Genomic DNA, 25,688 nt, shown 5'->3' on the forward strand with positions numbered 1-25,688 from the left:
TATGGAAAATTTAATCTTTAGCTTAAACGCTACAGTTCCTGTCTTTTTGATGATGCTCTTAGGACTTGTCTTTAAAAAGATTGGATGGATTGATGATATTTTTGCTTCGAAAATGAATAAGTTTGTTTTTATGGTTCCTTTGCCTGTCTTGGTATTTGAGGATCTTGCAACGGTTGATTTTTCAAAAGTCTGGGATGTTAAGTTTGTCCTGTTTTGTTTTATCGTTACCATGATCAGTATTACGATTTCTTTTCTGATTTCTTGTCTGCTAGGTGATAAAACGATCCGTGGAGAATTTATTCAGGCGGCTTACCGAAGCAGTGCTGCTCTCCTTGGAATCGCATTTATCCAAAACATTTATGGAAATGCCGGAATGGCTCCTTTGATGATCATTGGAAGTGTACCATTATATAATATGATGGCTGTTGTTGTCTTATCTGTATTTAAACCTGGACAGAGTGGGCTTGACCATACTGTTGTGAAAAAAACGGTCAAAGGAATCGTGACAAACCCAATCCTTATCGGAATTGTTGCTGGACTTGTCTGGTCTGCATTAAAAATTCCAATGCCTGCAATCCCTAAAAAGGTTATTTCAAGCATTGGAAATGTCGCCACTCCAATGGGACTCATGGCGATGGGCGCTACCTTCGATATCAAAAAAGCTTTTGGAAAGATCAAACCATCTGCCATTGCTGCTTTTATGAAACTTATTGGTCTTTGTGCCATTTTCCTGCCAATTGCAGTGAAACTTGGATTCCGTACCGATAAGTTGGTTGCCATCCTTATCATGCTTGGTTCCGCAACAACAGTAAGTAGTTTTGTTATGGCGAAGAATATGGGACATGAGGGAACTCTTTCTTCCAGTGTTGTCATGTTAACAACGATGTTTAGTGCATTTACAGTTACGGGATGGCTATATATTTTAAGACATTTTATGTTAATCTAGCTAACTTAGATCCAATATGATCTGGTATTTTTCCAGCCAGTAATTGACTTGCAGAAGGTAAGCGATCATCTGAGGACCTGCCATCAACTGTCCATACCATGGTTTACCATAGTCTTTCGGACTGTCTAAGAATCTGCTTAGTTTATATGCATCGATCAGTTCTTTGATCGGTGCTCCTTTTTTTGCCATAACTTTCAGAAGTTCTTTGGATAAGATTTTTTCATAGTTTGGATCATAAGTCTTTGGATATGGACTTTTTCTTCGATACAATACCTCATCTGGCAGGATTCCTTCCCCTGCTGCTCTTAGCAATCCTTTTACCACACCATTTAAACATTTTAACTCCCACGGAACATTATAAAGATATTCCACGATCCTATGATCAGCAAACGGCACTCGTGCTTCTAACCCACAATGCATGCTCGTGCGATCCATGCGATCCATTAAGGTTACCATAAACCATCTTAGATTCAGATAAGAAATCTGCCTTCTTCTAGCTTCGATCTGATCTTCTCCATAAAGTTTTGGCGTCTCATTGATCGTCTTTTGATAAGCTGTTCTTGCATAAGATTCTAAATCCACTTTCTGTATGATATCATCATTTAACAGCATTTTTCTTGGCTGCATATCCATAGACCATGGGAAAATCTCTGCCTTGAAGCATTCCTCTTTATGAAACCATGGATAACCGCCAAAAATTTCATCTGCACACTCCCCTGTTAATGTTACTTTGTTATATTTTACAACTTTCGAACAAAAATATAGCATCGAAGACTCCACATCTGCCATACATGGAAGATCTCTGGCATCAACTGCTTTGTATAGATTTTCGATCATATTTTCATTGTCGCATTCCAAATATCTGTGATCTGTCTTTGCATAATCAACCATCTTATCAACCCATGGGCGGTCTTCGCTTGGCTGGAAGGCGTTTGATTTAAAATATTTATGATTATTTACAAAATCAAAGGAAAATGTGTTTAAATTTTTTCCTTCTTTTTGAAGCTTTTTCGCACAGATTGCTGTGACAAGACTACTGTCAACTCCACCAGATAAAAATGTACTGATTGGAATATCGGATAACATCTGCATTTCCACGGCATCTTTTACTAGCCACCTTGTATGCTCGATCGTATCTTTTTCGCTGTCTGTGTGTTTTTTCGCTTTCAATTCCCAATATGCACGATCTTTCAGCCCTTCACGATCGTATTCCAGGAAATGCCCTGGAAGGACTTCATAAATATCTTTGAACACTCCTTTTCCATATGACTTTGCAGGTCCCAACCCAAAGATTTCACAAAGTCCTTCTCTGTTGATCACTGGTTTGACTCCTGGATAGGCAAACAAGCCTTTGATCTCAGATGCAAAGATTAATGTATCTCCCCGTTTTATATAGAATAATGGCTTCACACCAACACGATCTCTGATCAAATATAATTTCTTCCGTTTCCCATCCCACAGAGCAATAGAAAAAATTCCATTCAACTCTTCAATATAAGAAATCCCATACCTGATATACCCGGTTAATACAACTTCCGTGTCACTCGTTGTCGAAAACATTTCTCCTTCTTTGATCAGTTGTTCTTTTAACGTTTTCATGTTATAAATCTCGCCATTTAAGATGATTGCGTAGGTATTTCCTTCTTTCTTTTTACACATTGGCTGATGTCCCCTGTAAAGGTCAAGGATTGACAATCGTACATGCCCTAATGCACAGCCATTTTCCAAAAATATTCCTTCATCATCTGGACCTCGATGTCTTTGAACTTCATTCATTTTCTTTAAGATCTGATATATTTCTTTCTCTGTTTTTTTATCATTGTTTCTAGGATTTAGAAATCCTGCAATTCCACACATACACGCTACCTCTTTTTATTTTTTATGATCAATGAGAACCGGCTGGTATTGTCTGCCTTTTAATGCCTGCAAAATTGTCGGAATGAGCAGTCTTGTATCCGCGATCATGGAGTTTGGCTTCTTTACCGGATCATCCTGTCCGAATGGTACAAAATAAATATGCTTATGATTTAAAAGATTCCCGATATTCTTAAGATTCATACCTAAGGCATCATTGCTCGCCATAGAGATAACGACTGGTTTTTCATTCCGCAGCTGCGCTTTAGCTGCCATTAAAACCGGAGTATCTGTAATTCCATTGGCAAGTTTCGCCATGGTATTTCCTGTACATGGCATTAAAATCAGGATATCCAGACACCCTGTCGGACCGATGATTTCTGCTTCTTCAATCGTTTTCATCGGTTCATTTCCTGTCATATCGTGTGCTCTTTTTACAAATTCCTCACCTTTTCCAAACCTGCATTTAATATGCTGGGATATGTCAGAAAAGATCGTCTGCAAGATCGCACCTTCTTCTAGTAAGCGATCAATCTGTTCAAAGGCTTTTGTGTAAGTGCAAAAGGAACCTGTCATTGCTACTCCGATTCTTTTATTTTTCAATACCATGTTTGATCTCTCCACTGATTTCTAAAACTTTTTTTGCAAGCATGATCCCAGAAGATTTCGGGGAATAAATGCCTGGAAGACTTGGGCATAGTTTTGCACAGATTCCTAGTTTTTCCGCCATTTGATGGTTTGTTCCACCAGGATAGGAAGCAATATCTATGATACAGGATTCTTTGGAGATCTTCCTGAGGATATCTTCTTTTAGGATCTGTTTTGGAACGGTATTAAAAATATGATCATACTGACAGATCCGCCGTTTTAGTTCCGTAAAATCCATAACATCAAGTCCAAAAGATTTTGCAAGACTTCTTGCTGTTTTATTTCTGGCACAGACTGTTACCTGAGCATCCATTCCTTTTAGTTTCGCTGCAAGAACTTTTGCACATCTTCCATAGCCAAGAACCAGACAACGACTTTTGTGAAGATTGATCGGCTGCATCTTGATCGCTTCCATGATCGCACCTTCTGCAGTTGCGATCGCATTGTAGATAGCGACATCATCCATTTTCATGAAGTCAAATGCTTTGATTTCTTTTTGTTCACATTCATGTCGAATTTCTTCATTGATACATCCCCCAAATAAAATCTGTTCTTTCGTCATTTCTTGAAACAGTGTTTCTACTGACATTTTTTTGTTACTAGAACTTCCTGTGATTTCCCCGTTTTTTGAAAAAACGACGGGTCCAATAATGCACTTTGCTTCTCTTATGACATTTTCAAAAGATTTACCTTCCTTGCATTCTGAGCCTTCTTTTTTGGTTGCATATGTGATAACCTGATATCTTTGATTTTTTAGATAGTTGGCTAAATATACCTGTCTCATATCACCGCCGATAACGGCAAAATCATAAATCACAGTCTTTTTTCCTTTCTTTTTTCTTCTATTTAATATATGTGATTTTTATTCATTTTGTTCTTTTAAAAATACATCAATTTTACCCCTTTAAAAATTAAAAAGTAGTGATATAATAAACTCAAGTGCATAGAAACACCTACAATACAGCAAGAGCTTCCACTACACTGGGAGCTCTTTTTGTGTATTTATATATTTTATACACAAAGTACTTCCGGTGTTATACCATAACATGCATAATATCTTAATGTTTTTTCAAGGAGGAACTTTTTATGAACACATTAACTGCAGAAAAAAGAGATTTGAAAACAAAGGCTAAAAAATTAAGAAAAGAAGGTTATGTTATCGGAAATCTGTTTGGCAGAGATATCGAAAATTCCATTCCATTGAAAGTTGATTCCCGTGAAGCCGCTAAATTCTTAAAGGATAACAAAAAAGGAGCTCATATTACTTTACTTGTTGACGGAGAAAATGTAGACGCCATCGTAAAAGAAATCGACTACAATGCCATGAAAAACGAAACAATGTTTATTAACTTCCAGGCATTAGTTGCTGACGAAAAGATCCACACAACTGCTGCGATCGAATTATTAAACGAAGATGCTGTACAGAATGGTATCGTTGAACAGTCCTTATCTGAAATCGAATACAAAGCATTCCCAGCTGATATCGTTGAAAAGGTTGAGATTGATTTAACACAGTACAATGTTGGTGATATGATCCATGTCAAAGACTTGCCATTAGCTGCTAACAGCAAAATCTCTCTTGTTACACCAGAAGATACTCTGGTCGTTAACATCGCAGAACCTGAAGCTGTTCCTGAAGATGAAGACGAAGAAGCGGCTGAAGAATAAATAAATCAGTGAAAGAAAAGACTCGATTTTCATAATTAAAAATCGAGTCTTTTTATTTTGCCTTTTCTTTGATATCCTTTAAAAAATCCAGCATTTTTTCTCGGATGTTTTTCTCTGCATTCTGAGATCATCAACTGAATCTTAAATTTAAAATCTTCAGATTCCAAGATCGTAAATGGATGTTCTTCTGTTACACAAACCGATAAATGTTCACTCTCATATTGTGGATAAGTTCCTGTAAATCCTTGTTCTTTCAGTTTTTTATCAACCTGTTCCCTGTATCGTTGAATCTTCTGATCGATTCTTTCTCCATAATTCCTTGCTGGATATGGATCAGAAGCATTGCAGACTTTCTCGCAGATCAATTCATATAAATCTTGTCTCTTTGGATCTTGCAGTTTCTTTGCAAGCGTCATCTCCATTCGTTTGGTTGGGTGCTTCTCATATTTATCGATCCATTTTAAATAATCTTTATCACCTGCCTGCATAGCAAGATTTCTCATACATTCTAATCCTTCTTCGGTTTTGTCATACCATTCTTCTGGATCTTCATTGATTGGAAAATAGTAATAAAATGGTGCAAATTCGATCAGTGACATGATCTCCATCTCTTGATCATTACACACTTCTTCCCCTAAAAAGCGATATTTCTCACGGATCGTTCCAATCATATAGACTAGCTGGCGCCACTGCTCAGCTCCATCTCTCCAGAAATGTCCGATCTCATGATACCGGTAACAGTTCGTATGTTCCATGATCGCATCAAACCACATCGTAAAGACACTTTCTTCTCCCTGATGAACAATTAACCCATAACGACCTTCTCGTTCTTCTAGTTGTGCCCACATCTCTCCTTCATAGTCTTTGTCATATTTTCCAGAGATACGAAGTCCATGGAAACTTAGATAACACTCAATTGCATCGTTCATCATATATGGAACATATCCTGTTTGATTTCCATCTTTTTCTTCAACTTGAAGTTCAAACACCTGATATTCAAAAATCTGTGCAAGCAACTGTGTTGATCTTGATATTTCTTCTAAATTTGTTTCAAAATAGTTCATACGGAATTCCTTTTCCTATTATCTATGTATTTTATTTATATTTCTGAATTTCATTTAAAAAACGTTCGCCATATTTCTGAAGCTTATGTTCTCCGACTCCATTGACTTCTAACATTTCCTCATCATTAGAAGGTTTCATCGTACTCATATGTACCAGTGTCTTATCGGAAAAGACCATATATGGCGGGATTTTCTGTTCGGATGCGATCATTCTTCGAAGTACACGTAATGCTTCGAACAATTCTGTATCTTCCTCAGCAAGTGCTGCCACAGCCCCTGCTTTCTTACGTTTCTTCGTCTGAATCTTTCGTTCTTCTTTCTCTTTTTCGACTTCTTTTGGAATCTTGATCTCAAAATTCCAGTTATCATCAATCTTAGTGATATCTGCAACGCTTAAAACCGGATATTCATCAGCTGTCATTTCCAGATATCCATAGACTAACATTTCATTGATGATCTGTCGTATCCTTGCAATGCTTTCTGATGCCAATGCTCCATATTGTGAATTCTCATCTAAATGACGGCTTAATACTTTCTGGCTCTTTGAACCTTTTAAAATATCCACGATCGTGGATAGTCCGAAATCTCGATAACAATCTCTAATACATTGGATGATAGCTTTCGCTTCCATTGTTGCATCAACCGTTTCAAACTCGGTCAGACAGTTTAAGCAGTTTCCACAGTATCCGCTTGTCTGTTCTCCAAAATAATTTAAAATATAATGACGTAAACATTCCTTCGTATAGCAGTAAAATGTCATCTGACGAAGTCTTTCCCAGTCTCTTTCCATCACGATCTGCTTTGTGATCGCATCTAATTCCTCATTCTCCTCTCCATTTTCGATCAGAAAACGATTGGTTCGGTTATCAATCGGCGCATAATATAAGATACATTCCGCAGGTTCTCCATCACGTCCTGCTCTTCCTGCTTCCTGATAATAACTTTCCATGTTCTTCGGCATATTATAATGAACAACAAAACGGACATCCGGCTTGTCGATTCCCATTCCAAAGGCATTTGTCGCTACCATGATCTGCTTTCTGTCATAGATAAAATCTTCCTGATTTTCCTTTCGTTCTTCATCCGATAATCCTGCATGGTATCTTGTCACGGAGAATCCATCTTCTCTTAACTGATAGCAGACTTCCTCAACATTTTTCCTAGATAAACAGTAAATGATCCCACTGCTTCCTGGCATCTTTTCTTCTTTTTCTTTTAAATAACTTAGTAATTCTCTATACTTATCCCTTGGACGTTTTACTGCATAGTAAAGATTCTCCCGGTCAAACCCTGTCGTTAATACAAATGGATCTCTCAGGTTCAAAATATCCATAATATCATCCCTGACTTCTGCTGTCGCTGTTGCTGTATATGCAGTCAGTACAGGACGATACGGAAGTTTCTTTAAAAATTCCAGAATTTTTAGATAACTTGGTCTGAAATCCTGCCCCCACTGAGACACACAATGTGCCTCATCAACTGCCAACATTGATATCTTCACTCCACTATTTAGCGCAAAATTGATAAAACCTTCTGTTTCCAAGCGTTCTGGTGCCACATAGATAATCTTGTATCTTCCTTGCATCGCATATTTTAATGCGGTATGATACTGTCCCTGTGTCAGAGAACTATTTAAAAATGCCGCATGAATTCCGGCTTGATTCAGTGTCCCAACCTGATCTTTCATCAGCGAGATCAGTGGAGAGATCACAAGTGTAATTCCATCCATCATCAATGCTGGAATCTGAAAACAAAGAGACTTTCCTGCTCCTGTCGGCATGATCCCTAAGACATCCTGCCCATTTAATGCTGCCTCGATCAATTGTTCCTGACCTTGGCGGAATTCATCGTATCCAAAGTATTGTTTTAATAGTTTCTTCGCTTCTTGTATCTTACTCAAATCTATCACTTCCTATTGTTTTATTTATACTTTTACCACGCTCATCGTTTATATTCCCATTTTTTTATTTCATAGGGGATTTCATCGAAATTTCCTATAAAATGAAAAAGCTTCCAATCACATTTAGCACACCCGCAAACAGCATGACAATGATCGGATCTTTTTTCTTTCTCAATAAAAGGTACATACAAATGATAAAAATACCACCCTGTATCCAGTTGATCTGTTGAAGATCTATATGACTTTCCTGAAAAAATGCCTGTGTAAGGATCGTGATTCCAGAAGTTAAGATCAGTGCGATCACCGCAGGGCGTAAAGTATTTAACACCATTTGTAGTCCTTCCATATGACGATATTTTACATAAAAATAAGCAATCACTGTAACGATCACACACGCCGGGAATACGCATCCCATCGTTGCACATAATGCTCCTTGCCATCCAACTACCCTTATACCAACAAAAGTCGCCGCATTAATTGCGATTGGTCCCGGTGTCATCTGTGAAATCGTCACGAGATCTCCAAATTCAGACACAGACAGCCAATGATATGCATCTACCACCTGCTGCTGTATCATTGGCATTGCTGCATATCCACCTCCGAAACTAAATGCTCCGATCTTTAAGAAGCTTAAAAATAATTGCAAATAGATCATTTTCTGCCTCCTGTCTTCTTTCTTGAAATACCATATTGTACGATTCCAACTCCAATACATGCAAGAATAATGTAGATCACACTAATATCAAAGACAAAACTTGCCATAAATGCCACAACCATAATGATCGCAAGTTCTATTCTGTTTTCCTTCTTACTTTGCCCTTTTGCCATCTCGTACACAACACTGATGATCACCGCGCCAACACCCGTCTGCATACCAGAAAGCATCGCTGCAACAATCCTGTTATCCCGAAATATTTCATAAAAAACAGAGACTACAGATATAATCAAAAATGGCGGTAGAACAGCTCCGAATACACTTACGATCACACCACTGATACCTGCTAATTTATAGCCAACAACGATTGCTCCATTCACTGCGATTGCTCCTGGGGCTGATTGTGCGATTGCCACCAGATCAAGCATCTCGTCTTCTTCGATCCAATGATATTCATTCACAAACTTCTTCTTCATCAAAGATACGATCATATAGCCGCCACCAAAGGTAAATGCACTTAAATAAAAAGTTTCTATAAACAACCTCAATAATTTTTTCTTTTTTTTCATTCCTTTTTCTTCCATATGACATCTCCAGTCAAAAATCTTACCATTTATACTGGTGCAAACTGGCTGTTATATAATCTGGCATACGCACCATTTTTCGCTAAAAGTTCTTCATGTGTTCCCTGCTCCAAAATATGTCCATTTTCCATAACAAGTATCACATCCGCATTCTGAATCGTTGAAAGTCGGTGGGCTACGATAAAACTTGTTCTTCCTTTCATCATCGTTTCAAATGCTTTCTGAATTCGGATCTCTGTCATCGTATCAATTGATGATGTCGCTTCATCTAAGATCAGCATTGGAGGAAGACTTAACATGATTCTTGCAATACAAAGGAGCTGTTTCTGTCCTTGAGAGAGATTTCCGCCACCTTCTGTAATGATCGTATCATAACCATCTGGCATTCGCTCGATAAATCCATGTGCATTGGCTTCTTTTGCTGCCATGATCATCTCTTCCTCAGTTGCATCTGGTTTTCCATAGCAGATATTTTCACGAATCGTTCCTGCTTTTAACCATGTCTCCTGAAGTACCATTCCATAACTAGATCGTAAACTTTCTCTTGTGACATCCCGGATATCATTTCCTTCCACCTTGATCATTCCTACATTCACATCATAAAAACGCATTAACAGATTGATCAACGTTGTTTTCCCACATCCTGTCGGTCCAACGATTGCAATCCGCTGTCCTGGTTCCACTTTCAGATTAAAATCCTGGATCAAAGGTACTTCTTTCACATAAGAAAAGTCCACATGCTCTAATTCTACATTTCCTTTCACATCCTGTAACTCCTTCGCATCTTTGGCATCAGGAATCATCGGCTCCTCATCTAATAATTCAAAAACTCTTGCCGCAGACGCTAAAGAATTCTGAAATTCTGTGATAACCCCTGTGATCTCATTAAACGGCTTTGTATACTGGTTTGTATAACTTAAAAAACTTGATAACTGCCCAACACTGATACTTCCGCGAATAACACTCATACATCCTGCGATCGCAACCCCTGCATAGATTCCTGAATACATAAATCTGGTTGCCGGATTTGTGATAGATGAGAAAAATGTCGCTCTTAAGGAGTAATATGCAAGATCATCATTGATCTGATCAAACTCTTCCTGTGCTTTTTCTCCATGATCAAACACTTTGACTACTTTAATATTTCCAAGCATTTCATTGACAAATCCTGTCATATTTCCTCTAGTCTGTGATTGTTTCCGGAACATATTAAAACTTCGCTTTGAGATAAAACTTGCGATAAAAAACGAAAACGGACTTAAAATAACAACGACCAATGTGATCCATGGATTGATTCCTAACATAAAACAAATGGTTCCAATGATCGTGATCACACCAGTAAATAACTGTGTAAATCCAAGCAGCAATCCATCCGTAAACTGATCAATATCCGTTACGATCCGGCTGATCAAGTCTCCTGAGGAGTGTGCATCTACATAAGATAATGGCAGTTTCTGCAAATGCTCAAATGCCTGAATCCTTAAATCTTTTCCAATCTTATATGTAATCTGGTTATTGACATGATTCATCAGCCACTGCGCTGCCGCCGTCAATACGATACAGATCACGATCGTTTTTATAATACTTATCAATCTTGCAAAATCAACATTTCCTTTTGATATAATGCAATCCACACCTTGTCCTGTCAGAATCGGAACATAAAGTGTCAGTGCCACACTGATCACCGCCAACACTAAAGACGCAAAAATCAAAAATCGATAAGGCTTCATATATTCCATGATCCTTTGTAATGTCTTTTGTTTTTTGTCTTTCTTCATGATCTTATGCCTCCTCTCCTGCCATCTGTGATGCGCAGATTTCTTTATATACCTGATTCTCTTTTAATAGCTGTAGATGAGTCCCGATTCCTGCAATCTTTCCATCATCCAACACTAAGATATGGTCAGCATTACGAATCGTTGATACTCTCTGGGATACAAGAAATACTGTCATATTATCTGTATTTTCTTTGATCGCTTTTCGAAGTCTTGCATCTGTTGCAAAGTCAAGTGCGGATGCACTATCGTCAAGAATTAAGATCTCAGGTTTACGTACTAATGCTCTTGCGATCGTTAGTCTCTGTTTTTGTCCGCCAGATAAGTTTCCTCCATTTTGTTCAATTCTAAAGTCTAATCCCTGTTCCTTCTGATCAACAAATTCTCTTGCCTGTGCGATATCCAATGCCTGATAGATTTCTTCATCTATGGCATCTTCTTTACCCCATTTCATATTATCTCTTAGGCTTCCTTCAAACAAAGATGCTTTCTGCGGAACAAATCCGATCTTTCCTCGGATAAATTCTGGTTTTAATTCTTTCTCATCAACTCCACGGTATAGAATTCTTCCTGATGTCACATCATATAATCTTGCGATCAAAGATACAAAAGTACTCTTTCCTGACCCTGTACCTCCGATCACCCCGATCGTTTCGCCTTCTTTCACCGCAAAATCAAATGGATGGATCGTCTCTTTTCTTGCACCATGATAGACAAACGATGTATCTTTAAACTCAAGAATAGGTGTATCTTTCTTCTCTTCTATATCTGTTTTTCCAGTTTCCTTCATGGATGGCTCTAATGCAAAAATCTGATCCACACGGTCAAGACTTGCAAACGCTCTAGATAAGATGATCAAAAGATTCGCAAGTTTTACAAGTTCTACAAGGATCTGTGACATATAATTGATCAGGGCAATGATCTGTCCTTGTGTTAAATAACCCAGATCAACCTGTTTTCCACCAGACCATAGGATTGCAATGATCCCCAAATTAATGATCATGTAAGTCAGAGGATTTAGTAACGCTGAAATCTTTCCAACATGGATCTGTTTGTTATAAAGCTGTCCACTTTGTACTCTGAAATTCTCTTCTTCGCTTCTTTGTCTGTTAAACGCACGGATCACACGAATTCCAAGGAGATTTTCCCTTGTGCTTTTTAATACTTCATCGACCTTTTTTTGTACTTTCTTATACATTGGCATCGTGATCCATAAGATCAGTCCGACAACTACTGCCAATGCTGTGATCGTAAATACAAAGGAAACTGCTGCCTTATGATCCACCGTAAATGCCATGAACATCGCACCAAATACAACAAATGGTGACCTTAAAAACAAACGCAGGAACATGTTAACTCCATTTTGCACCTGATTGATATCATTACTCATACGATTAATCAGCGTTGATGTCCCAACCTGATCGATCTCCTGATAAGAAAATTGATTCATATGTGCAAACAAATCACTTCTCATCGACTTTCCTGTATACACAGCCGATCTTGCCGCAAAATACTGTGCTGTGATAGAAAATGAAAATCCAATGATTCCAAGTAAGATCAATAATCCTCCCATCTTCCACAAATATCCAATATCGTGATGTCCGATTCCTACATCGATCATTCTGGCAACGACCAATGGTACAAATAGTTCAAAACTAGCTTCCAGCATCTTAAATAATGGTGCAAGGATCGTAACACAAAGATGCTCCTTTAAATATCCTAGTAACCGTTTCATCGATTCGTACTCCTTCTTTTATCTTACTATTTTCTTTAGTATACACCATTTTATTTTTTATTTGAACATAGTACCAGATATTTTACGAAAACAAAAAAGTACCGCTTAGAGCCAGGTAACATGCTCTAAACGGTACGGGGATGATTTATGGTTCAAAAAGAGTTATTTGTCTTCCTTTTGAACAGAACAATATCCTTGTGGGTGGCTGCTGTGCCATTTCCATGCGGATGCAATGATTTCTTCAAGATCTGCATGTTCTGGCTTCCAGCCAAGGATATTCTTCGCTTTTTCACTGGAAGCGATCAAGACAGCCGGATCTCCAGCTCTTCTTCCTTCTTCCACAGCCTTGATCGGCTTTCCTGTCACTTTTCTGGCTGTTTCGATGACTTCTTTTACAGTAAATCCAACACCATTTCCAAGATTGAAGATGTTGCTTTCATTACCTTCCATTAAGTATTTCACTGCCAGAATATGTGCTTGTGCAAGATCTGTTACATGAATATAGTCTCTTACACAAGTTCCATCTTTTGTATCATAATCAGTTCCAAAGATACTGATTGCTTCTCTTTTGCCATTTGGCACCTGTAAGATCAATGGGATCAAATGTGTTTCTGGATTATGATCTTCTCCGATCTGTCCACTTACATGTGCTCCGCAGGCGTTAAAGTATCTTAAAGATACATAACGAAGTCCGTGAGCGCGTCCAACCCATTTAAACATTTTTTCCATGGAAAGCTTTGTCTCTCCATAAGTGTTGGTAGGTTCTGTACGGTCTGTCTCTACGATCGGTACCTTTTCTGGTTCTCCATAAGTTGCTGCTGTTGAGGAAAATACGATCTTATCGATACCATGTTCTACCAAAGACTGTACCATTGTTTTTGTTCCACAAAGGTTGTTATCGTAATATTTTAATGGGTCAACCATGCTTTCTCCGACTAAGGAGTTTGCCGCAAAATGAATGACTGCATCAATATCTTTTTCCTGATCTAGTACACTGTCTACAAAGTCTTTATCTCTTAAATCTCCTTTATAAAACTTCGCCTGTGGATGAACTGCCTCGATATGTCCTGTTTCCAGATTATCGATGATCACGACTTCTTCTCCAGCATCGATCAGTTCGTATACTGTATGAGAACCTATGTATCCAGCTCCGCCTAATACTAATATTTTCATTGTCTTGCTTTCCTTTCTATGACCTTGTCATTATAAAACTGCAATAAATCGGTCGAATGCTTTTCTTCCTTCTTCATTATATTTATAAACTCCGGCGTCTTCAAGAACCTTAACAAATACCTGTCCGATCTCTTCTTTTAAGATATCCATGACATTTCCTTTATTGATATCTGTATATTTTCCTTTGATTTCTTCAACCCATGCTGCATGCTTCTTTAAATCTTCCTTAGAAACAATATCTTCTCCTTTGATCAGACACTGGCTTAAATGTTCCATCTCTGCCTTTAATCTAGATGGCAGAACAGCAAGTCCCATAACCTCGATCAGCCCGATATTTTCTTTCTTGATATGATGATACTCATTGTGTGGATGGTAAAGTCCTAATGGGCACTCTTCAGTTGTGATATTATTACGAAGTGTCAGATCCAGTTCATACATATCACCTTTTTTACGTGCGATCGGTGTGATCGTATTATGTGGTTCTCCTTCTGTCTCAGCAAAAATATATGCTTCTTCATCCGTGTATCCACGCCATTTTTTCAAAATATGATCAGCAAGATCAATGAGGCGTTTTTCATCTTTACTCTGAATACGGATCACAGATAATGGCCAGTGAACGATTCCTGCTTTGACATCTTCATATCCTGGGATTGTAAATTCTTTTTCAATCTCTGCTCGTTCCATAGCAAATTCATAATGACCGCCTTGGAAATGATCGTGTGTTAAGATAGAACCTCCAACGATCGGAAGATCGGCATTCGATCCAAGGAAATAATGAGGAAACTGTTTTACAAAATCAAATAGTTTTGTAAATGCTGCCCGATCGATCTTCATTGGTACATGCTGTCCATTAAATACGATACAATGCTCATTGTAGTATACATATGGAGAATACTGGAATCCCCATTTTCTGTCATTGATCGTAAGCGGTATGATCCTGTGATTCTGTCTTGCAGGGTGATTCATTCTTCCTGCATATCCTTCATTTTCCATGCAAAGCTGACACTTTGGATAAGAACTTTGCTTTGCATTTTTCGCTGCTGCGATCGCTTTCGGATCTTTCTCTGGTTTGGAGAGATTGATCGTGATATCAATATCTCCATATGGACTATTTACTTTCCATTTCATATCTTTTTTGACGCGGTCTCTTCGGATATAGTTGGTATCCTGGCTGAATTCATAGAAAAACTCTGTTGCTTTCTTTGGACTCTCTTCATAATAGGTACGGAATTCTTTGATGACCTGGCTTGGTTTTGGTGTCAGGATTCCCATTAATTTTGTGTCAAATAAATCTCTTGTCACGATATCATCACTTTTGATGATATAGCGGTCATAAGCTGTATCTGTCAAACGATCTAAAATCTCTGGCAGGATGATTTCTTCTCCTTCAATATCAGGATCTTCATATTCATCTAATCGAAACACTTCCAGATATTGATTGATCGTATAGATTTCATCTTCTGGCATGATCAGTTTTTTATCAAGTCCATATGTTACAAGTTTTTTGATATCTTTTTGTAAATCCATCTTATTCCACCTCAAATCGATATGTTGTTACTGCTTCGTATTCTTCGCCTTTTCTTAAAATTACCTTTGGTTCTTTTTCTATATGTATGGAGTTTGGTAAGAACTGGGCTTCTAAGGCAACACCATCTCTGTTTTCATATGGTTTCCCACCTTTTCCATTACATCCGCCAGACAGGAAGTTTCCTGTGTATACCTGAATGCATGGAAGTGTTGTTGTCATCGTCATTTTTCTTCCAGTTTCTTTGTCATATAGAACTAACTGGTCATCTTCATCTTTTACCATAAAAGAATGATCATAACCTCCGGCAAGTTTTAACTGTTCATGATCATCGTTGATCCGCTCTCCGATCTCATGAAATTCTTTAAAGTCAAATGGTGTGTTTTCTATCTTTAAAAATGTTCCATTGGCAAGACAGTTTTCATCAACACATGCAATCTCATCCGCTTTTACCTTTAACTGATGATGATAAATTTTATCTTTTCCAGCAGATAAATTAAAGTAAGAATGATTTGTGATATTGATCAGTGTATCCTGATCGGATACTGCTTCATATTCCATTTTTAATGTATTATCGCATAAACGATACACAACTTTCAGATAAAGATTTCCCGGATATCCTTCTTCCATATCTGGTGAGAGATAGATAAAACGGATTCCATCTTCCAACAATTCATATTTAAATATCTTTTGATTAAATCCTTTGATTCCTCCATGGAGAGAATTCTTTCCATTGTTTGCTGCCAATTCGTATGTCTTTCCATTTAATTCAAACTTTGCATCTCCGATACGATTTGCAACACGTCCGGCGATCGCTCCCATGTAACTTCCATCTCCATGCCAACAATCTTCCACATTCTCAAATCCAAGAACAACATCCCCAAAGTTTCCTTCTCTGTCTTTTGTAAATACAGATAATACATGACATCCAAGGTTACTTGTGATCACTTTGATCTCATCATTTTTTAATTCGAATAAGCAGACTCCGTTATCTCTTTGTTCTATCATTCTTACTTTCATCATCTTATAATACCTTCATTCCTCCGTATGGACGTACTTTTAAGACATGACATGCTCCTTCACCAAATACATGTTCCATGTTCTTTTTGTACATACTAACAATATCATTTGGCACAAACGCCTGAATCGTTCCTGCAAATCCTCCGCCATGAACTCGGCTGACTCCTTTATCACCTAATGAAATATCACTGATCGCCAATCCGATCGATACACTCTGATTTGTCAGGTCATGGCTTGAATATACATTTTGTAAATATTTAAAGGATGAATCACCAGATTCTTTGATCAATTTCTTAAATGTATCAAAATCTCCTTCTTCTAAAGCTTTTACCTGCTGATCTACACGTTTATTTTCCTCAAATAAATGCATTGCACGAAGAACTGCTCTATCTCCTAAGATTTCTCTGATCTTTGGTAGATTTAAGTAAAAATCATCTTTATCAACTTCTCTTAATGCTTCCTGATTAAAGTAATTGGCAACTTTCTTCATTTCGTATGGAATTGCTGCATAATCATCTGTTAAATCTGCATGAGATCCTTTTGTATCCACAATGCATAAGCTGTGTCCATATTCTTCAAAATCCACTTCAACCTTTTTGATCTTTGGACTTTGAGGATCTTCAAAATCAATATTGATCAGACCTCCAATGGAAGATGCCATCTGATCCATCAATCCACATGGTTTTCCAAAGTATACATTCTCTGCATACTGTCCGGCCTGCGCCAAAAATACAGGATCGATCTTCATATCGTTATATAACCCAGATAAAATATTTCCGATCAATACTTCAAATGCAGCAGAAGATGACATTCCAGCCCCATTTAATACATCACTTGTTACATAAGCTTCAAATCCACCGATTTTATATCCTTCTTCTTTTAATTTAGAAGCAACTCCCTGAATCAGTGCCTGTGATGTTCCTTTTTCTGCTTTGGCTGGGTCAAAAGAACTAAGACTTACTATGATTCTTTCATATCCTTCTGATTTCAGATCGATCACATCGTCATCTCTTTTTGCAACGATTGCGATCGCATCCAAGTTAATGGAAGTTGCAAGAACTTTTCCAAACTGATGGTCTGTGTGGTTTCCTCCTACTTCACTTCTTCCTGGAGCACTATAGATTTCTACTTCTTTTTCTCCATAAATATCTTTAAAGGATTCTAATGCTTTGATATAACGTTCCTGCTGATATGCAAGAACACTTTCATCTACATAGATATCTTTTAATAACTGATCATATTTCCCTTCTTTAAAAGCTTCTTCTAATTTTTTAATACTGTTCGGCATTGCGATTTGCTCTCCTTTCTTCGATTGTCTGAATAACTTTCTTCATGAAACTGTCATCCAAATGATAGGCTTTTTTATAAACTACATAGGCTACAAGCATGGACACCGCTGGGATCGCACACATTAAAAATCGAATAGAATTTAATGTTAATGCAGACTGTACTGCGTTTGGATTTGGAATATATCCTGTACGTTCCAGTGCAAATCCAATGAAAAGTGATGTTAAAGCCGCTGTGAATTTTACGATCAATGTCTGTAAAGAGAATACAACGGATTCATTTCTTGTTCCCAGTTTGTACTCACCATAGTCAACGACATCAGATAAGAATACTGTCGCACATCCAAGTTCTAATCCTGTTCCTGTCTTTACGATCACTCCTGCAACTGCTGTTAATACGATATTCTGTGGGCATACAAATCCAACGACTAATAATAATGCTAAACCAATAAATGGTAAAATACATGCCAGTAAAAATGATGTATGTCTGGATAATTTCTTTGCTACTTCTGGGAAGATGATCAACCCAACAACTTCTGCGATAGATGCGCTGATCATGAAGGCTGATAACATGTTGGCATTTCCACATACATATGTAAAGTAGTAAACTGCAACACCCATGATAAACTGAATTCCTACATTATATAAAAGAATCAGTCCTACAGCTGACTGTAACTGGTCATTTTTCTTAATGATTGAGAATACATCTTTGAAAGAAATCTTCTCACTTGGTGCATTGTTTTCTTTGACTTTCAGGTTACAAACTGCAACACCGATCGTAAGAATAAATGTTCCTGCAATAATCATAGCAAAACGATGATATCCGATATATCCTCCACCTAATGCTGCAATGATCTGAACACCGAATCCTGCGATGACTAATGACTGTCCAATGCTTGCGAAAATTCTAGGTAAAACGGAAACAACTTCTCGTTCGTGTGGATCTGATGTAAGGTTTGGAATTACAGACCAGTATGGAATATCCATAATCGTATAAGTCATTCCCCATAATACATAGATCACTGCAACGAAGATGCAAAGTGAAGTTCCTGTTAATTTAAAGTCAGTAAATAATACGACAAACACAACGGAATTGACTAAAGTTCCGATCACTAGCCATGGTACGAATTTTCCAAAGCGTGATCTTGTGTTATCTACGATCATTCCCATAAACAGATCGTTAAATGCATCCCAAAGTTTTGCTACGAAGAAAACGATTCCTACAAACCCCGGTGATACTTTCAATACATCCGTAAAGTAGATCATAGCGAATGTCGCCATCATTCCATAAATTAAATCTTTTCCCAATGCTCCAAATGCAAAAGTATATTTTACTCTGCCTGGAACCTTTCCATTAGTTGTTCCCATTTTTCTTTCCTCCTGTTTTTAGTAAACTGTCTTTGATACTTGTATAGTAAAACTTTTTAGTAAAATTGTCAATATATTTTTACTAAATTTTTTACTTTTATTTTACTAAATTTACTTTTGTGCTTTTCTCTGTTATAATGAGATAAATTAATATTTATGAGAAAGGATTTTATCTCCATGGCAACAATCAAAGACATTGCACAGAAAGCATCTGTTTCTGCTGCAACTGTATCAAGAATTTTAAACCAAGACGATACCCTGAGTGTAACCGACGAAACAAAACAGCGCGTTTTAAAGGTTGCCCAGGAATTAAATTATACAAAGCATCTAAAAAATACCGTTGAAAAATCGATTTCTATCGGTATCTTTCAATGGTATTCTGTCTTTCAGGAACTGGAAGATCCTTATTATCAGGCAATCCGTGTCGGTATTGAAAAATATTGTGCCGATCATAATATCCACGTTGTCCGTGCTTTCCAGAGCGATTGCAATTATCCTGACACACTCAAGGATCTTCAAGGTCTGATTTGTATTGGTAAATTTAATAAATCTCAGATTAAGTCTTTTCAAAAACTTAATTCCAACACTATTTTTGTTGATATGAAGACACCAAAGATTTATTGTGATACGATCAATCTTGATTTCCAACAGGCAGTTACTGAAGCATTAGATTATTTGTATGATCTTGGCCATCGAAAGATTGCTTATCTTGGCGGGAAGGAAGTTCTCGCTGATAACAGTGTATATTTTGAAGAACGTAAAGATACCTTCATCAACTTCTGCCAGGAACATTCCATTGACCATAAATCTTTTATTTATGAGGGAGATTATTCTGCTGAATCCGGATATAACATGACAAAACAAATGATTGCTGATGGCGACCTTCCAACCGCTATTTTCTCTGCCAGTGATCCTCTTGCAATCGGTGCAATGCGTGCTTTATATGAGAATGGTTATAAAATTCCAGATGATATATCCATCATTGGTTTTGATGATATCAGCGTTGCAAGTTTTTCAAACCCTCCGCTGACAACGATTCATACACCGGCTGAATTTATGGGAGAATATGCTGCTCATTATATTTTACTTCGGACAAAAGAAGATTCTCTGGAGCAGCAGACTCCGATTCGTCTGACACTTCCATGTAATCTTATTGTCCGTAACTCTTGTGCTGCTCCGCGCAAACAGTCATAATATTTAGTAATATTTTTACTTGTTTTTCTAAGCATAGAAAAAACTGCATGCTAACCGCATGCAGTTTTTCCCAAGAAGGAGTAAAAAGTTAATAGGTAAAATTTATTTATGAAAATGGATTCTCAGTCTTATAAAGCATATTCTTTGGCTGATTAAATCCAATCTCATCGACATCAACACCAATGTATTTGAATACTTCATATAAAGTTTTTCCAAAATGACCAAAAGCAACAGCTCCATGGTGTGGGAAATTCTTTTCGATCAGTACATGGCGGTAAAATCTTCCCATTTCTGGGATAGCAAATACACCAATAGATCCGAAAGATCTTGTTGCTACTGGAAGAATTTCTCCTTGTGCAACGTATGCTCTTAATTTTGTATCTGCTGTACTTTGTAAACGGAAGAATGTAATATCTCCTGGCGCGATATCACCTTCTAATGTTCCCTGTGTCACTTCTTCCGGTAATGTTCTTGCCATGATCTTCTGATATTTCATCTCACAGAAAGATAATTTAGATTTTGCTGTGTTTCCACAATGGAATCCCATAAATGTATCTTTTTGTGTATAGTCATAGTTATCTTTAATTTCTTCATTATACATATCTGCTGGTACGGAGTTGTTGATATCTAATAATGTCACAGCATCCTGACTTACAACCGTTCCAATAAATTCGCTTAATGCACCATAGATATCTACTTCACAGGATACTGGAATTCCCTGTGCTGCCAAACGACTGTTTACATAACATGGTACAAATCCAAACTGAGTCTGGAATGCTGGCCAGCATTTTCCGGCAATTGTTACATATTTTCTGTAACCTTTATGATCCCTGATCCAGTCTTTTAATGTCAGTTCATACTGTGCAAGCTTGGAAAGAATCTCTGGTTTTTTATTTCCTGCACCCAGTTCTTCTTCCATTTCTTTTATGATTGCAGGAATTCTTTCATCCCCTTCATGCTGATTAAATGCTTCAAATAAATCTAATTCTGAGTTTTCTTCAATTTCGATTCCAAGATCATATAATGGTTTGATCGGTGCATTACATGCAAGGAAATTCAGTGGTCTTGGTCCAAAACTTATGATCTTCAATTCACTTAATGCTTTTACTGTTCTTGCGATTGGCAAAAATTCATGGATCATATCTGCACATTCTTCTGCTGTTCCTACTGGATATTCAGGAATATATGCTTTTATATTTCTTAATTTCAGATTATAACTTGCATTTAACATTCCACAATATGCATCTCCTCTTCCATCTAAGAGGTTATCACCACTTTCCTCAGCTGCTGCCACAAACATCTTTGGTCCATCAAAGTGTTTTGCAAGAAGTGTTTCTGAGATTTCTGGTCCAAAGTTTCCAAGATAAACAACTAATGCATCACATCCTGCTTTTTTAATATCTTCTAATGCCTGTACCATGTGAATCTCACTCTCCACGATACAGACTGGACATTCATAAATGTCCTCAGGATCATATTTTTCTTTATATGCTTTTATCAATGCTTCTCTTCTTGTAACTGATAAACTTTCTGGGAAGCAGTCACGACTGACTGCTACGATCCCGATCTTTGTTTTTGGCATATTATTCATATTGTTTTCCTCCTTTAATACATCAACCAAATATAACTATCTACTTTTCATTACCTTGTGCAAGACGCTTCTCACGAATTGATTTAAATACACTCTGTAAGATTACGAAGAAGCAAAGAAGTAATGCGATCACGATTCTTGTCCACCAGGATGATAATGTTCCCTGGAATGTAATGATCGTTTCAATGATACCCTTGATCAGTGATCCAAATAGTGATCCTACGACAGTTCCAACACCTCCTGTTAAAAGTGTTCCACCAATAACTGCTGCTGCGATCGCATCCATCTCAAATCCTCTGGCCTGCTCTACGAATCCACCACAAGAGTTTAAGCAGAAAGCAAATCCAGCTAATGATGCTAAAAATCCATTTAACACATAAACTTTTAATTTTGTAACTTTAGGATTTAATCCCATTAATAATGCAGACTGTTCATTTCCACCTACTGCAAATACGGCACGTCCAAATTTTGTGTATCGAAGGATCACAAAGGAAATCGCTACAACCAATAATGCAATGACAACACTTAGGTAGATATAAGGATGCATTGCAACTCCTCGGTTGTTGTAATATGTAATAAATCCAAAATAAATTCGATAGTTTGCAAGACTTAAAAATGTTGGATTTTCAATACTGATCATATCGGAACTAATCAATGCTGTAAGACCTCTGGCAAAGAACATTCCTCCTAGTGTTACGATGAATGGCTGTATTTTTAAATAAGCTACTAAAAATCCTTGAACCAATCCGAAGATCACACCAAATGCTAATACCAGAATAATTGCAACGACTGCGCTCATATGCTTCACTTCCATCATCCATGCAAGCATCATACAAACAACACCGATGACGGAACCGATCGAAATATCGATTCCTCCTGTGATCAGTACAAATGTCATACCAACGGCTGCAATGATCAATCCAGCATTACTAATGAACAAGTTTAAAAACACCTGTGGGCTTGTAAAGTTTCGATCTCCGTAAAGGATCGCACCTGCAATATAGAGCACGAAGAATAATACGATCGTAACTGCAAGCAAAAATCCATTTCCTCTAAGTTTATTTTTAATTTTCTCTACCATTGCCATTATGCCACCTTCTCTCCAGCAGTTTTTGCTGCACGTTTTGCTTTAATACGATTTAAGTATTTCTTAAATTCTGGAGACTGTAATGTCACGATTATGATAACCACGATCGCTTTATAAAGTGGAAGCTGATCTCCAGTTACTTTCATTGCATATAATGTTGTAGATAATGCCTGGATCGTAATCGCTCCAATAACACTTCCTGCGACTGAGAATTTACCACCTGCAAGAGAGTTTCCTCCAAGTGCTACTGCTAAGATCGCATCTAATTCCATCAAGTTTCCTACGTTATTTGCATCAATGGATGTGATTCTTGATGTTGCGATCATTCCCGCGATTCCTGCACAAAGTCCGCAGGCTGCATATGTGATAAAGATGATCTTTGTAGAATTCAGTCCAAACAAACGACTGGCTCTTGGGTTGATACCTACACTTTCAATATACAATTTTGTTGCTGTCTTATTTAAGAATAATGTTGCTAAAATGACTACGATGATCGCTACCAAAATCGGTGTTGGAACTGGAATATGTGGCAGAAATCCTCCTAAATACTTAAAGCTGTCCACTTTGACATATAAGTTATTTCCACCTGTGATCAACTGTGCCATTCCTCGTCCTGCGGTAAATAAGATCAAGGTTGCTACCATTGGCTGGATCTTCATATTCGCAACTAAGAATCCGTTCCACATACCACATAATACAGATACCACAAGCCCAATCAGGATTGCTGCGATCCAAGGAATTGCATATGTTTCTCCACTTCCAAGAAGATAAACAGATACAGCTCCTGATAATGCCATGATCGCTCCGACAGAGATATCAGTTCCTGCACTGGATGCTACACAAAGTGTCATACCAACTGCTAAGATGATCAATTCACTGGATCGGTTGAAAATATCGACCAGATATCCATATAACACACCATTTTTAATTGAGATTTCAAAAAATGATGGGGATTTTATAAGGTTAAATAATAATACAAGTGCCAGACATACAATTGGCCAGAAGAGGCGATATGATGTCATCTTTTTTAATTTATCCATAATTATTTGTCACCTCCTGCGATTGCTTTCATTACATTTTCCTGTGATAATTCACTTTCTTCCAATTCTCCAACTTTCTCACCATCTCGTAAGATTCCCATGTGAGTCACGGTACGAAGCATTTCTTCTACTTCGGATGAAATAAATACAACAGACATTCCTTCATTTGCAAGTTTTACGACTAATTTCTGAATCTCTGTCTTTGTTCCAACATCAATACCTCTGGTTGGTTCATCAAGGATCAGGAAATCTGGTTCTGTCATCAGCCATCTTCCGAGGATTACTTTCTGCTGATTACCACCACTTAATGATTTGATCGGTGTTTCTCTGCTTGCTGTCTTAACCTGCAGCATCTTAATATACTTATCTGTCAACTCTTCCTGTTCTTTTCTGCTCATCAGTTTGAACATTCCTCGTTTTGCCTGAAGTGCCAAGATCATGTTTTCTCTTACAGAAAGATCTGCAATGATTCCTTCTACTTTACGATCTTCCGGACAATATGCCATTCCTTTATGCATTGCATCAATTGGTGCTTTGACATCTAATTTTTCTCCTTTGACATATAATTCTCCTCCATCTGGTTTATCTGCTCCATAAATCGCTCTTACAAGTTCGGAACGTCCAGATCCTAATAATCCAGATAATCCAACAACTTCTCCTTTATGGATCTTAATGTCAAATGGTTTGATCGTTCCTTTATGATAAAGACCTTTTGCTTCGATCACAACTTCGTCGCTTTGTTTCTTTGATGATGTTCCACTTCCTTTGATGTCTGCCAGATCATCAAATTCTTTTCCCATCATTGTTGCAACTAATTTAAATCTTGGAAGCTCTTCTGTCTTATATTCACCTACAAAATGTCCATTTCTAAGTACTGTGATCCTGTCACAGACTGCATAGACCTGTTCCAAAAAGTGTGTTACGAATACGATCGCTGTTCCGCGTTTCTTTAGCATATTCATAACCTTAAATAATTTCTCAACTTCTCCTTCATCAAGACTTGATGTTGGTTCATCAAGGATCAATACTTTTGACTGAATGTCAACTGCTCTTGCGATCGCCACCATCTGCTGAATCGCTACGGAATAGTTTTCCAATTCCTGTGTGGCATCAATTTCTAATTCCAGATTATCAAGGATCTTCTGTGCCTGTGTATTCATCGTCTTCCAGTCGATCCTCCCCATTTTCATTGGTTCTCTTCCGATAAAGATATTTTCTGCTACCGTTAGATTCGGACACAGGTTTACTTCCTGATAAACGGTGCTGATTCCATTGTTTCCCGCTTCTTGAGGGGATGTGTTAATAATACTTTTTCCATCCATGATGATCTCACCTGTCTCAAATTCCTCAACTCCTGTAAGAACTTTGATCAGTGTAGATTTTCCTGCACCATTTTCTCCCATTAAGGCATGAATCTCTCCTTCTCTCAATGTAAGCTGTGCATCGGACAGTGCTTTCACTCCTGGGAATGTTTTATTAATATGTCGCATGGATAGAACTGTCTTCTTTTCATCACTCATGACAATTCTCCTTTCTTTTCATGATTTTTGAGCCGATTTTAATGAAAATGCCCTG

21 protein-coding genes are annotated in these 25,688 nt (G+C 37.6%); 3 read left to right on the plus strand and 18 right to left on the minus strand.

Going from position 1 to position 25,688, the window contains the following annotated elements:
* Position 1 precedes the first annotated feature (1 nt).
* The gene (locus QUE18_RS08990; protein WP_009204438.1) at positions 2–946 is read left to right on the plus strand and encodes an AEC family transporter; all 945 of its coding nucleotides are present in this window, start codon (positions 2–4) and stop codon (positions 944–946) included.
* Here the strand turns inward: QUE18_RS08990 and asnB are convergent, their stop codons facing one another.
* Genes asnB through dpsA form a run of 3 tightly spaced genes read right to left on the minus strand, consistent with a single transcriptional unit; the run spans position 947 to position 4,265 of the window.
* A complete protein-coding gene (gene asnB, locus QUE18_RS08995) occupies positions 947–2,803 on the minus strand; it encodes an asparagine synthase (glutamine-hydrolyzing) (protein ID WP_009204437.1) in 1,857 nt (618 codons plus the stop codon). It lies immediately after the preceding gene.
* Positions 2,804–2,818: 15 nt separating this feature from the next.
* The gene (locus QUE18_RS09000; protein WP_009263984.1) at positions 2,819–3,409 is read right to left on the minus strand and encodes a dipicolinate synthase subunit B; all 591 of its coding nucleotides are present in this window, start codon (positions 3,407–3,409) and stop codon (positions 2,819–2,821) included.
* Positions 3,393–4,265, minus strand: coding sequence for a dipicolinate synthase subunit DpsA (dpsA, locus tag QUE18_RS09005; RefSeq protein ID WP_009204436.1), 873 nt, complete (start codon positions 4,263–4,265; stop codon positions 3,393–3,395). Before dpsA ends, QUE18_RS09000 begins: the two co-directional genes overlap by 17 nt.
* A gap of 269 nt (positions 4,266–4,534) precedes the next feature.
* Between dpsA and QUE18_RS09010 the strand changes: the two genes are divergently transcribed.
* Positions 4,535–5,116: a 50S ribosomal protein L25 gene (locus QUE18_RS09010; RefSeq protein ID WP_009204435.1), complete on the plus strand. Its 582-nt coding sequence runs from the start codon at positions 4,535–4,537 to the stop codon at positions 5,114–5,116.
* 35 nt (positions 5,117–5,151) lie between these two features.
* Here QUE18_RS09010 and QUE18_RS09015 read toward each other — a convergent pair whose 3' ends face one another.
* The 11 genes from QUE18_RS09015 to melB all read right to left on the minus strand — a co-directional run bounded on the left by QUE18_RS09015 (position 5,152) and on the right by melB (position 19,201).
* Positions 5,152–6,180 carry a DUF3878 family protein gene (locus QUE18_RS09015; protein WP_009204434.1) on the minus strand — a complete coding sequence of 343 codons (1,029 nt, stop codon included), beginning with the start codon at positions 6,178–6,180 and terminating at the stop codon, positions 5,152–5,154.
* Positions 6,181–6,211: 31 nt separating this feature from the next.
* Entirely contained in the window at positions 6,212–8,089 is a 1,878-nt protein-coding gene (gene recQ, locus QUE18_RS09020; RefSeq protein WP_009204433.1) for a DNA helicase RecQ, read from the minus strand.
* A gap of 85 nt (positions 8,090–8,174) precedes the next feature.
* Entirely contained in the window at positions 8,175–8,735 is a 561-nt protein-coding gene (locus tag QUE18_RS09025) for a chromate transporter (RefSeq protein WP_009204432.1), read from the minus strand.
* Positions 8,732–9,319, minus strand: coding sequence for a chromate transporter (locus QUE18_RS09030; protein ID WP_009204431.1), 588 nt, complete (start codon positions 9,317–9,319; stop codon positions 8,732–8,734). Before QUE18_RS09030 ends, QUE18_RS09025 begins: the two co-directional genes overlap by 4 nt.
* Positions 9,320–9,348: 29 nt before the next feature.
* Positions 9,349–11,097: an ABC transporter ATP-binding protein gene (locus tag QUE18_RS09035; protein ID WP_009204430.1), complete on the minus strand. Its 1,749-nt coding sequence runs from the start codon at positions 11,095–11,097 to the stop codon at positions 9,349–9,351.
* A 4-nt stretch (positions 11,098–11,101) separates the two neighbouring features.
* Entirely contained in the window at positions 11,102–12,829 is a 1,728-nt protein-coding gene (locus QUE18_RS09040) for an ABC transporter ATP-binding protein (protein WP_009204429.1), read from the minus strand.
* A 162-nt stretch (positions 12,830–12,991) separates the two neighbouring features.
* Entirely contained in the window at positions 12,992–14,002 is a 1,011-nt protein-coding gene (gene galE, locus QUE18_RS09045; RefSeq protein WP_009204428.1) for a UDP-glucose 4-epimerase GalE, read from the minus strand.
* Positions 14,003–14,032: 30 nt separating this feature from the next.
* Positions 14,033–15,529 (minus strand): UDP-glucose--hexose-1-phosphate uridylyltransferase, encoded by a 1,497-nt coding sequence (galT, locus tag QUE18_RS09050; RefSeq protein ID WP_009204427.1) that lies wholly within the window; start codon positions 15,527–15,529, stop codon positions 14,033–14,035.
* 1 nt (position 15,530) lies between these two features.
* Positions 15,531–16,550, minus strand: a complete 1,020-nt coding sequence (locus QUE18_RS09055; protein ID WP_009204426.1) for an aldose epimerase family protein — start codon at positions 16,548–16,550, stop codon at positions 15,531–15,533.
* 1 nt (position 16,551) lies between these two features.
* Complete coding sequence (locus QUE18_RS09060; protein WP_008391967.1) at positions 16,552–17,835, minus strand: galactokinase; 1,284 nt, start codon at positions 17,833–17,835, stop codon at positions 16,552–16,554.
* A complete protein-coding gene (gene melB / locus QUE18_RS09065) occupies positions 17,819–19,201 on the minus strand; it encodes a melibiose:sodium transporter MelB (protein ID WP_008391966.1) in 1,383 nt (460 codons plus the stop codon). Before melB ends, QUE18_RS09060 begins: the two co-directional genes overlap by 17 nt.
* Positions 19,202–19,378: 177 nt before the next feature.
* Between melB and QUE18_RS09070 the strand changes: the two genes are divergently transcribed.
* A complete protein-coding gene (locus tag QUE18_RS09070) occupies positions 19,379–20,395 on the plus strand; it encodes a LacI family DNA-binding transcriptional regulator (protein WP_040344510.1) in 1,017 nt (338 codons plus the stop codon).
* A 106-nt stretch (positions 20,396–20,501) separates the two neighbouring features.
* Here the strand turns inward: QUE18_RS09070 and QUE18_RS09075 are convergent, their stop codons facing one another.
* The 4 genes from QUE18_RS09075 to QUE18_RS09090 are packed head-to-tail and all read right to left on the minus strand — an operon-like array spanning position 20,502 to position 25,633.
* The gene (locus tag QUE18_RS09075) at positions 20,502–21,986 is read right to left on the minus strand and encodes an L-fucose/L-arabinose isomerase family protein (protein ID WP_015530365.1); all 1,485 of its coding nucleotides are present in this window, start codon (positions 21,984–21,986) and stop codon (positions 20,502–20,504) included.
* Positions 21,987–22,026: 40 nt separating this feature from the next.
* A complete protein-coding gene (locus QUE18_RS09080) occupies positions 22,027–23,073 on the minus strand; it encodes an ABC transporter permease subunit (protein WP_008391963.1) in 1,047 nt (348 codons plus the stop codon).
* On the minus strand, positions 23,073–24,113 hold the full coding sequence (locus QUE18_RS09085; RefSeq protein WP_008391962.1) for an ABC transporter permease: 1,041 nt from the start codon (positions 24,111–24,113) through the stop codon (positions 23,073–23,075). The genes QUE18_RS09080 and QUE18_RS09085 overlap by 1 nt, the downstream gene beginning before the upstream one ends.
* Before the next feature lie 2 nt (positions 24,114–24,115).
* Positions 24,116–25,633, minus strand: coding sequence for a sugar ABC transporter ATP-binding protein (locus QUE18_RS09090; RefSeq protein ID WP_009204424.1), 1,518 nt, complete (start codon positions 25,631–25,633; stop codon positions 24,116–24,118).
* Positions 25,634–25,688: the final 55 nt, after the last annotated feature.

Source organism: Anaerostipes hadrus ATCC 29173 = JCM 17467, assembly GCF_030296915.1.
GTDB classification, from domain to species: domain Bacteria; phylum Bacillota; class Clostridia; order Lachnospirales; family Lachnospiraceae; genus Anaerostipes; species Anaerostipes hadrus.

Excerpts from the sequence above, each read along its gene's own strand:
- QUE18_RS08990 (WP_009204438.1), top strand. The coding sequence starts at position 2 with ATGGAAAATTTAATCTTTAGCTTAAACGCTACAGTTCCTGTCTTTTTG.
- asnB (WP_009204437.1), bottom strand. The coding sequence starts at position 2,803 with ATGTGTGGAATTGCAGGATTTCTAAATCCTAGAAACAATGATAAAAAA.
- QUE18_RS09000 (WP_009263984.1), bottom strand. The coding sequence starts at position 3,409 with ATGGTATTGAAAAATAAAAGAATCGGAGTAGCAATGACAGGTTCCTTT.
- QUE18_RS09010 (WP_009204435.1), top strand. The coding sequence starts at position 4,535 with ATGAACACATTAACTGCAGAAAAAAGAGATTTGAAAACAAAGGCTAAA.
- QUE18_RS09015 (WP_009204434.1), bottom strand. The coding sequence starts at position 6,180 with ATGAACTATTTTGAAACAAATTTAGAAGAAATATCAAGATCAACACAG.
- QUE18_RS09025 (WP_009204432.1), bottom strand. The coding sequence starts at position 8,735 with ATGATCTATTTGCAATTATTTTTAAGCTTCTTAAAGATCGGAGCATTT.
- QUE18_RS09030 (WP_009204431.1), bottom strand. The coding sequence starts at position 9,319 with ATGGAAGAAAAAGGAATGAAAAAAAAGAAAAAATTATTGAGGTTGTTT.
- QUE18_RS09035 (WP_009204430.1), bottom strand. The coding sequence starts at position 11,097 with ATGAAGAAAGACAAAAAACAAAAGACATTACAAAGGATCATGGAATAT.
- QUE18_RS09040 (WP_009204429.1), bottom strand. The coding sequence starts at position 12,829 with ATGAAACGGTTACTAGGATATTTAAAGGAGCATCTTTGTGTTACGATC.
- galE (WP_009204428.1), bottom strand. The coding sequence starts at position 14,002 with ATGAAAATATTAGTATTAGGCGGAGCTGGATACATAGGTTCTCATACA.
- galT (WP_009204427.1), bottom strand. The coding sequence starts at position 15,529 with ATGGATTTACAAAAAGATATCAAAAAACTTGTAACATATGGACTTGAT.
- QUE18_RS09055 (WP_009204426.1), bottom strand. The coding sequence starts at position 16,550 with ATGATGAAAGTAAGAATGATAGAACAAAGAGATAACGGAGTCTGCTTA.
- QUE18_RS09060 (WP_008391967.1), bottom strand. The coding sequence starts at position 17,835 with ATGCCGAACAGTATTAAAAAATTAGAAGAAGCTTTTAAAGAAGGGAAA.
- melB (WP_008391966.1), bottom strand. The coding sequence starts at position 19,201 with ATGGGAACAACTAATGGAAAGGTTCCAGGCAGAGTAAAATATACTTTT.
- QUE18_RS09070 (WP_040344510.1), top strand. The coding sequence starts at position 19,379 with ATGGCAACAATCAAAGACATTGCACAGAAAGCATCTGTTTCTGCTGCA.
- QUE18_RS09075 (WP_015530365.1), bottom strand. The coding sequence starts at position 21,986 with ATGAATAATATGCCAAAAACAAAGATCGGGATCGTAGCAGTCAGTCGT.
- QUE18_RS09080 (WP_008391963.1), bottom strand. The coding sequence starts at position 23,073 with ATGGCAATGGTAGAGAAAATTAAAAATAAACTTAGAGGAAATGGATTT.
- QUE18_RS09085 (WP_008391962.1), bottom strand. The coding sequence starts at position 24,113 with ATGGATAAATTAAAAAAGATGACATCATATCGCCTCTTCTGGCCAATT.
- QUE18_RS09090 (WP_009204424.1), bottom strand. The coding sequence starts at position 25,633 with ATGAGTGATGAAAAGAAGACAGTTCTATCCATGCGACATATTAATAAA.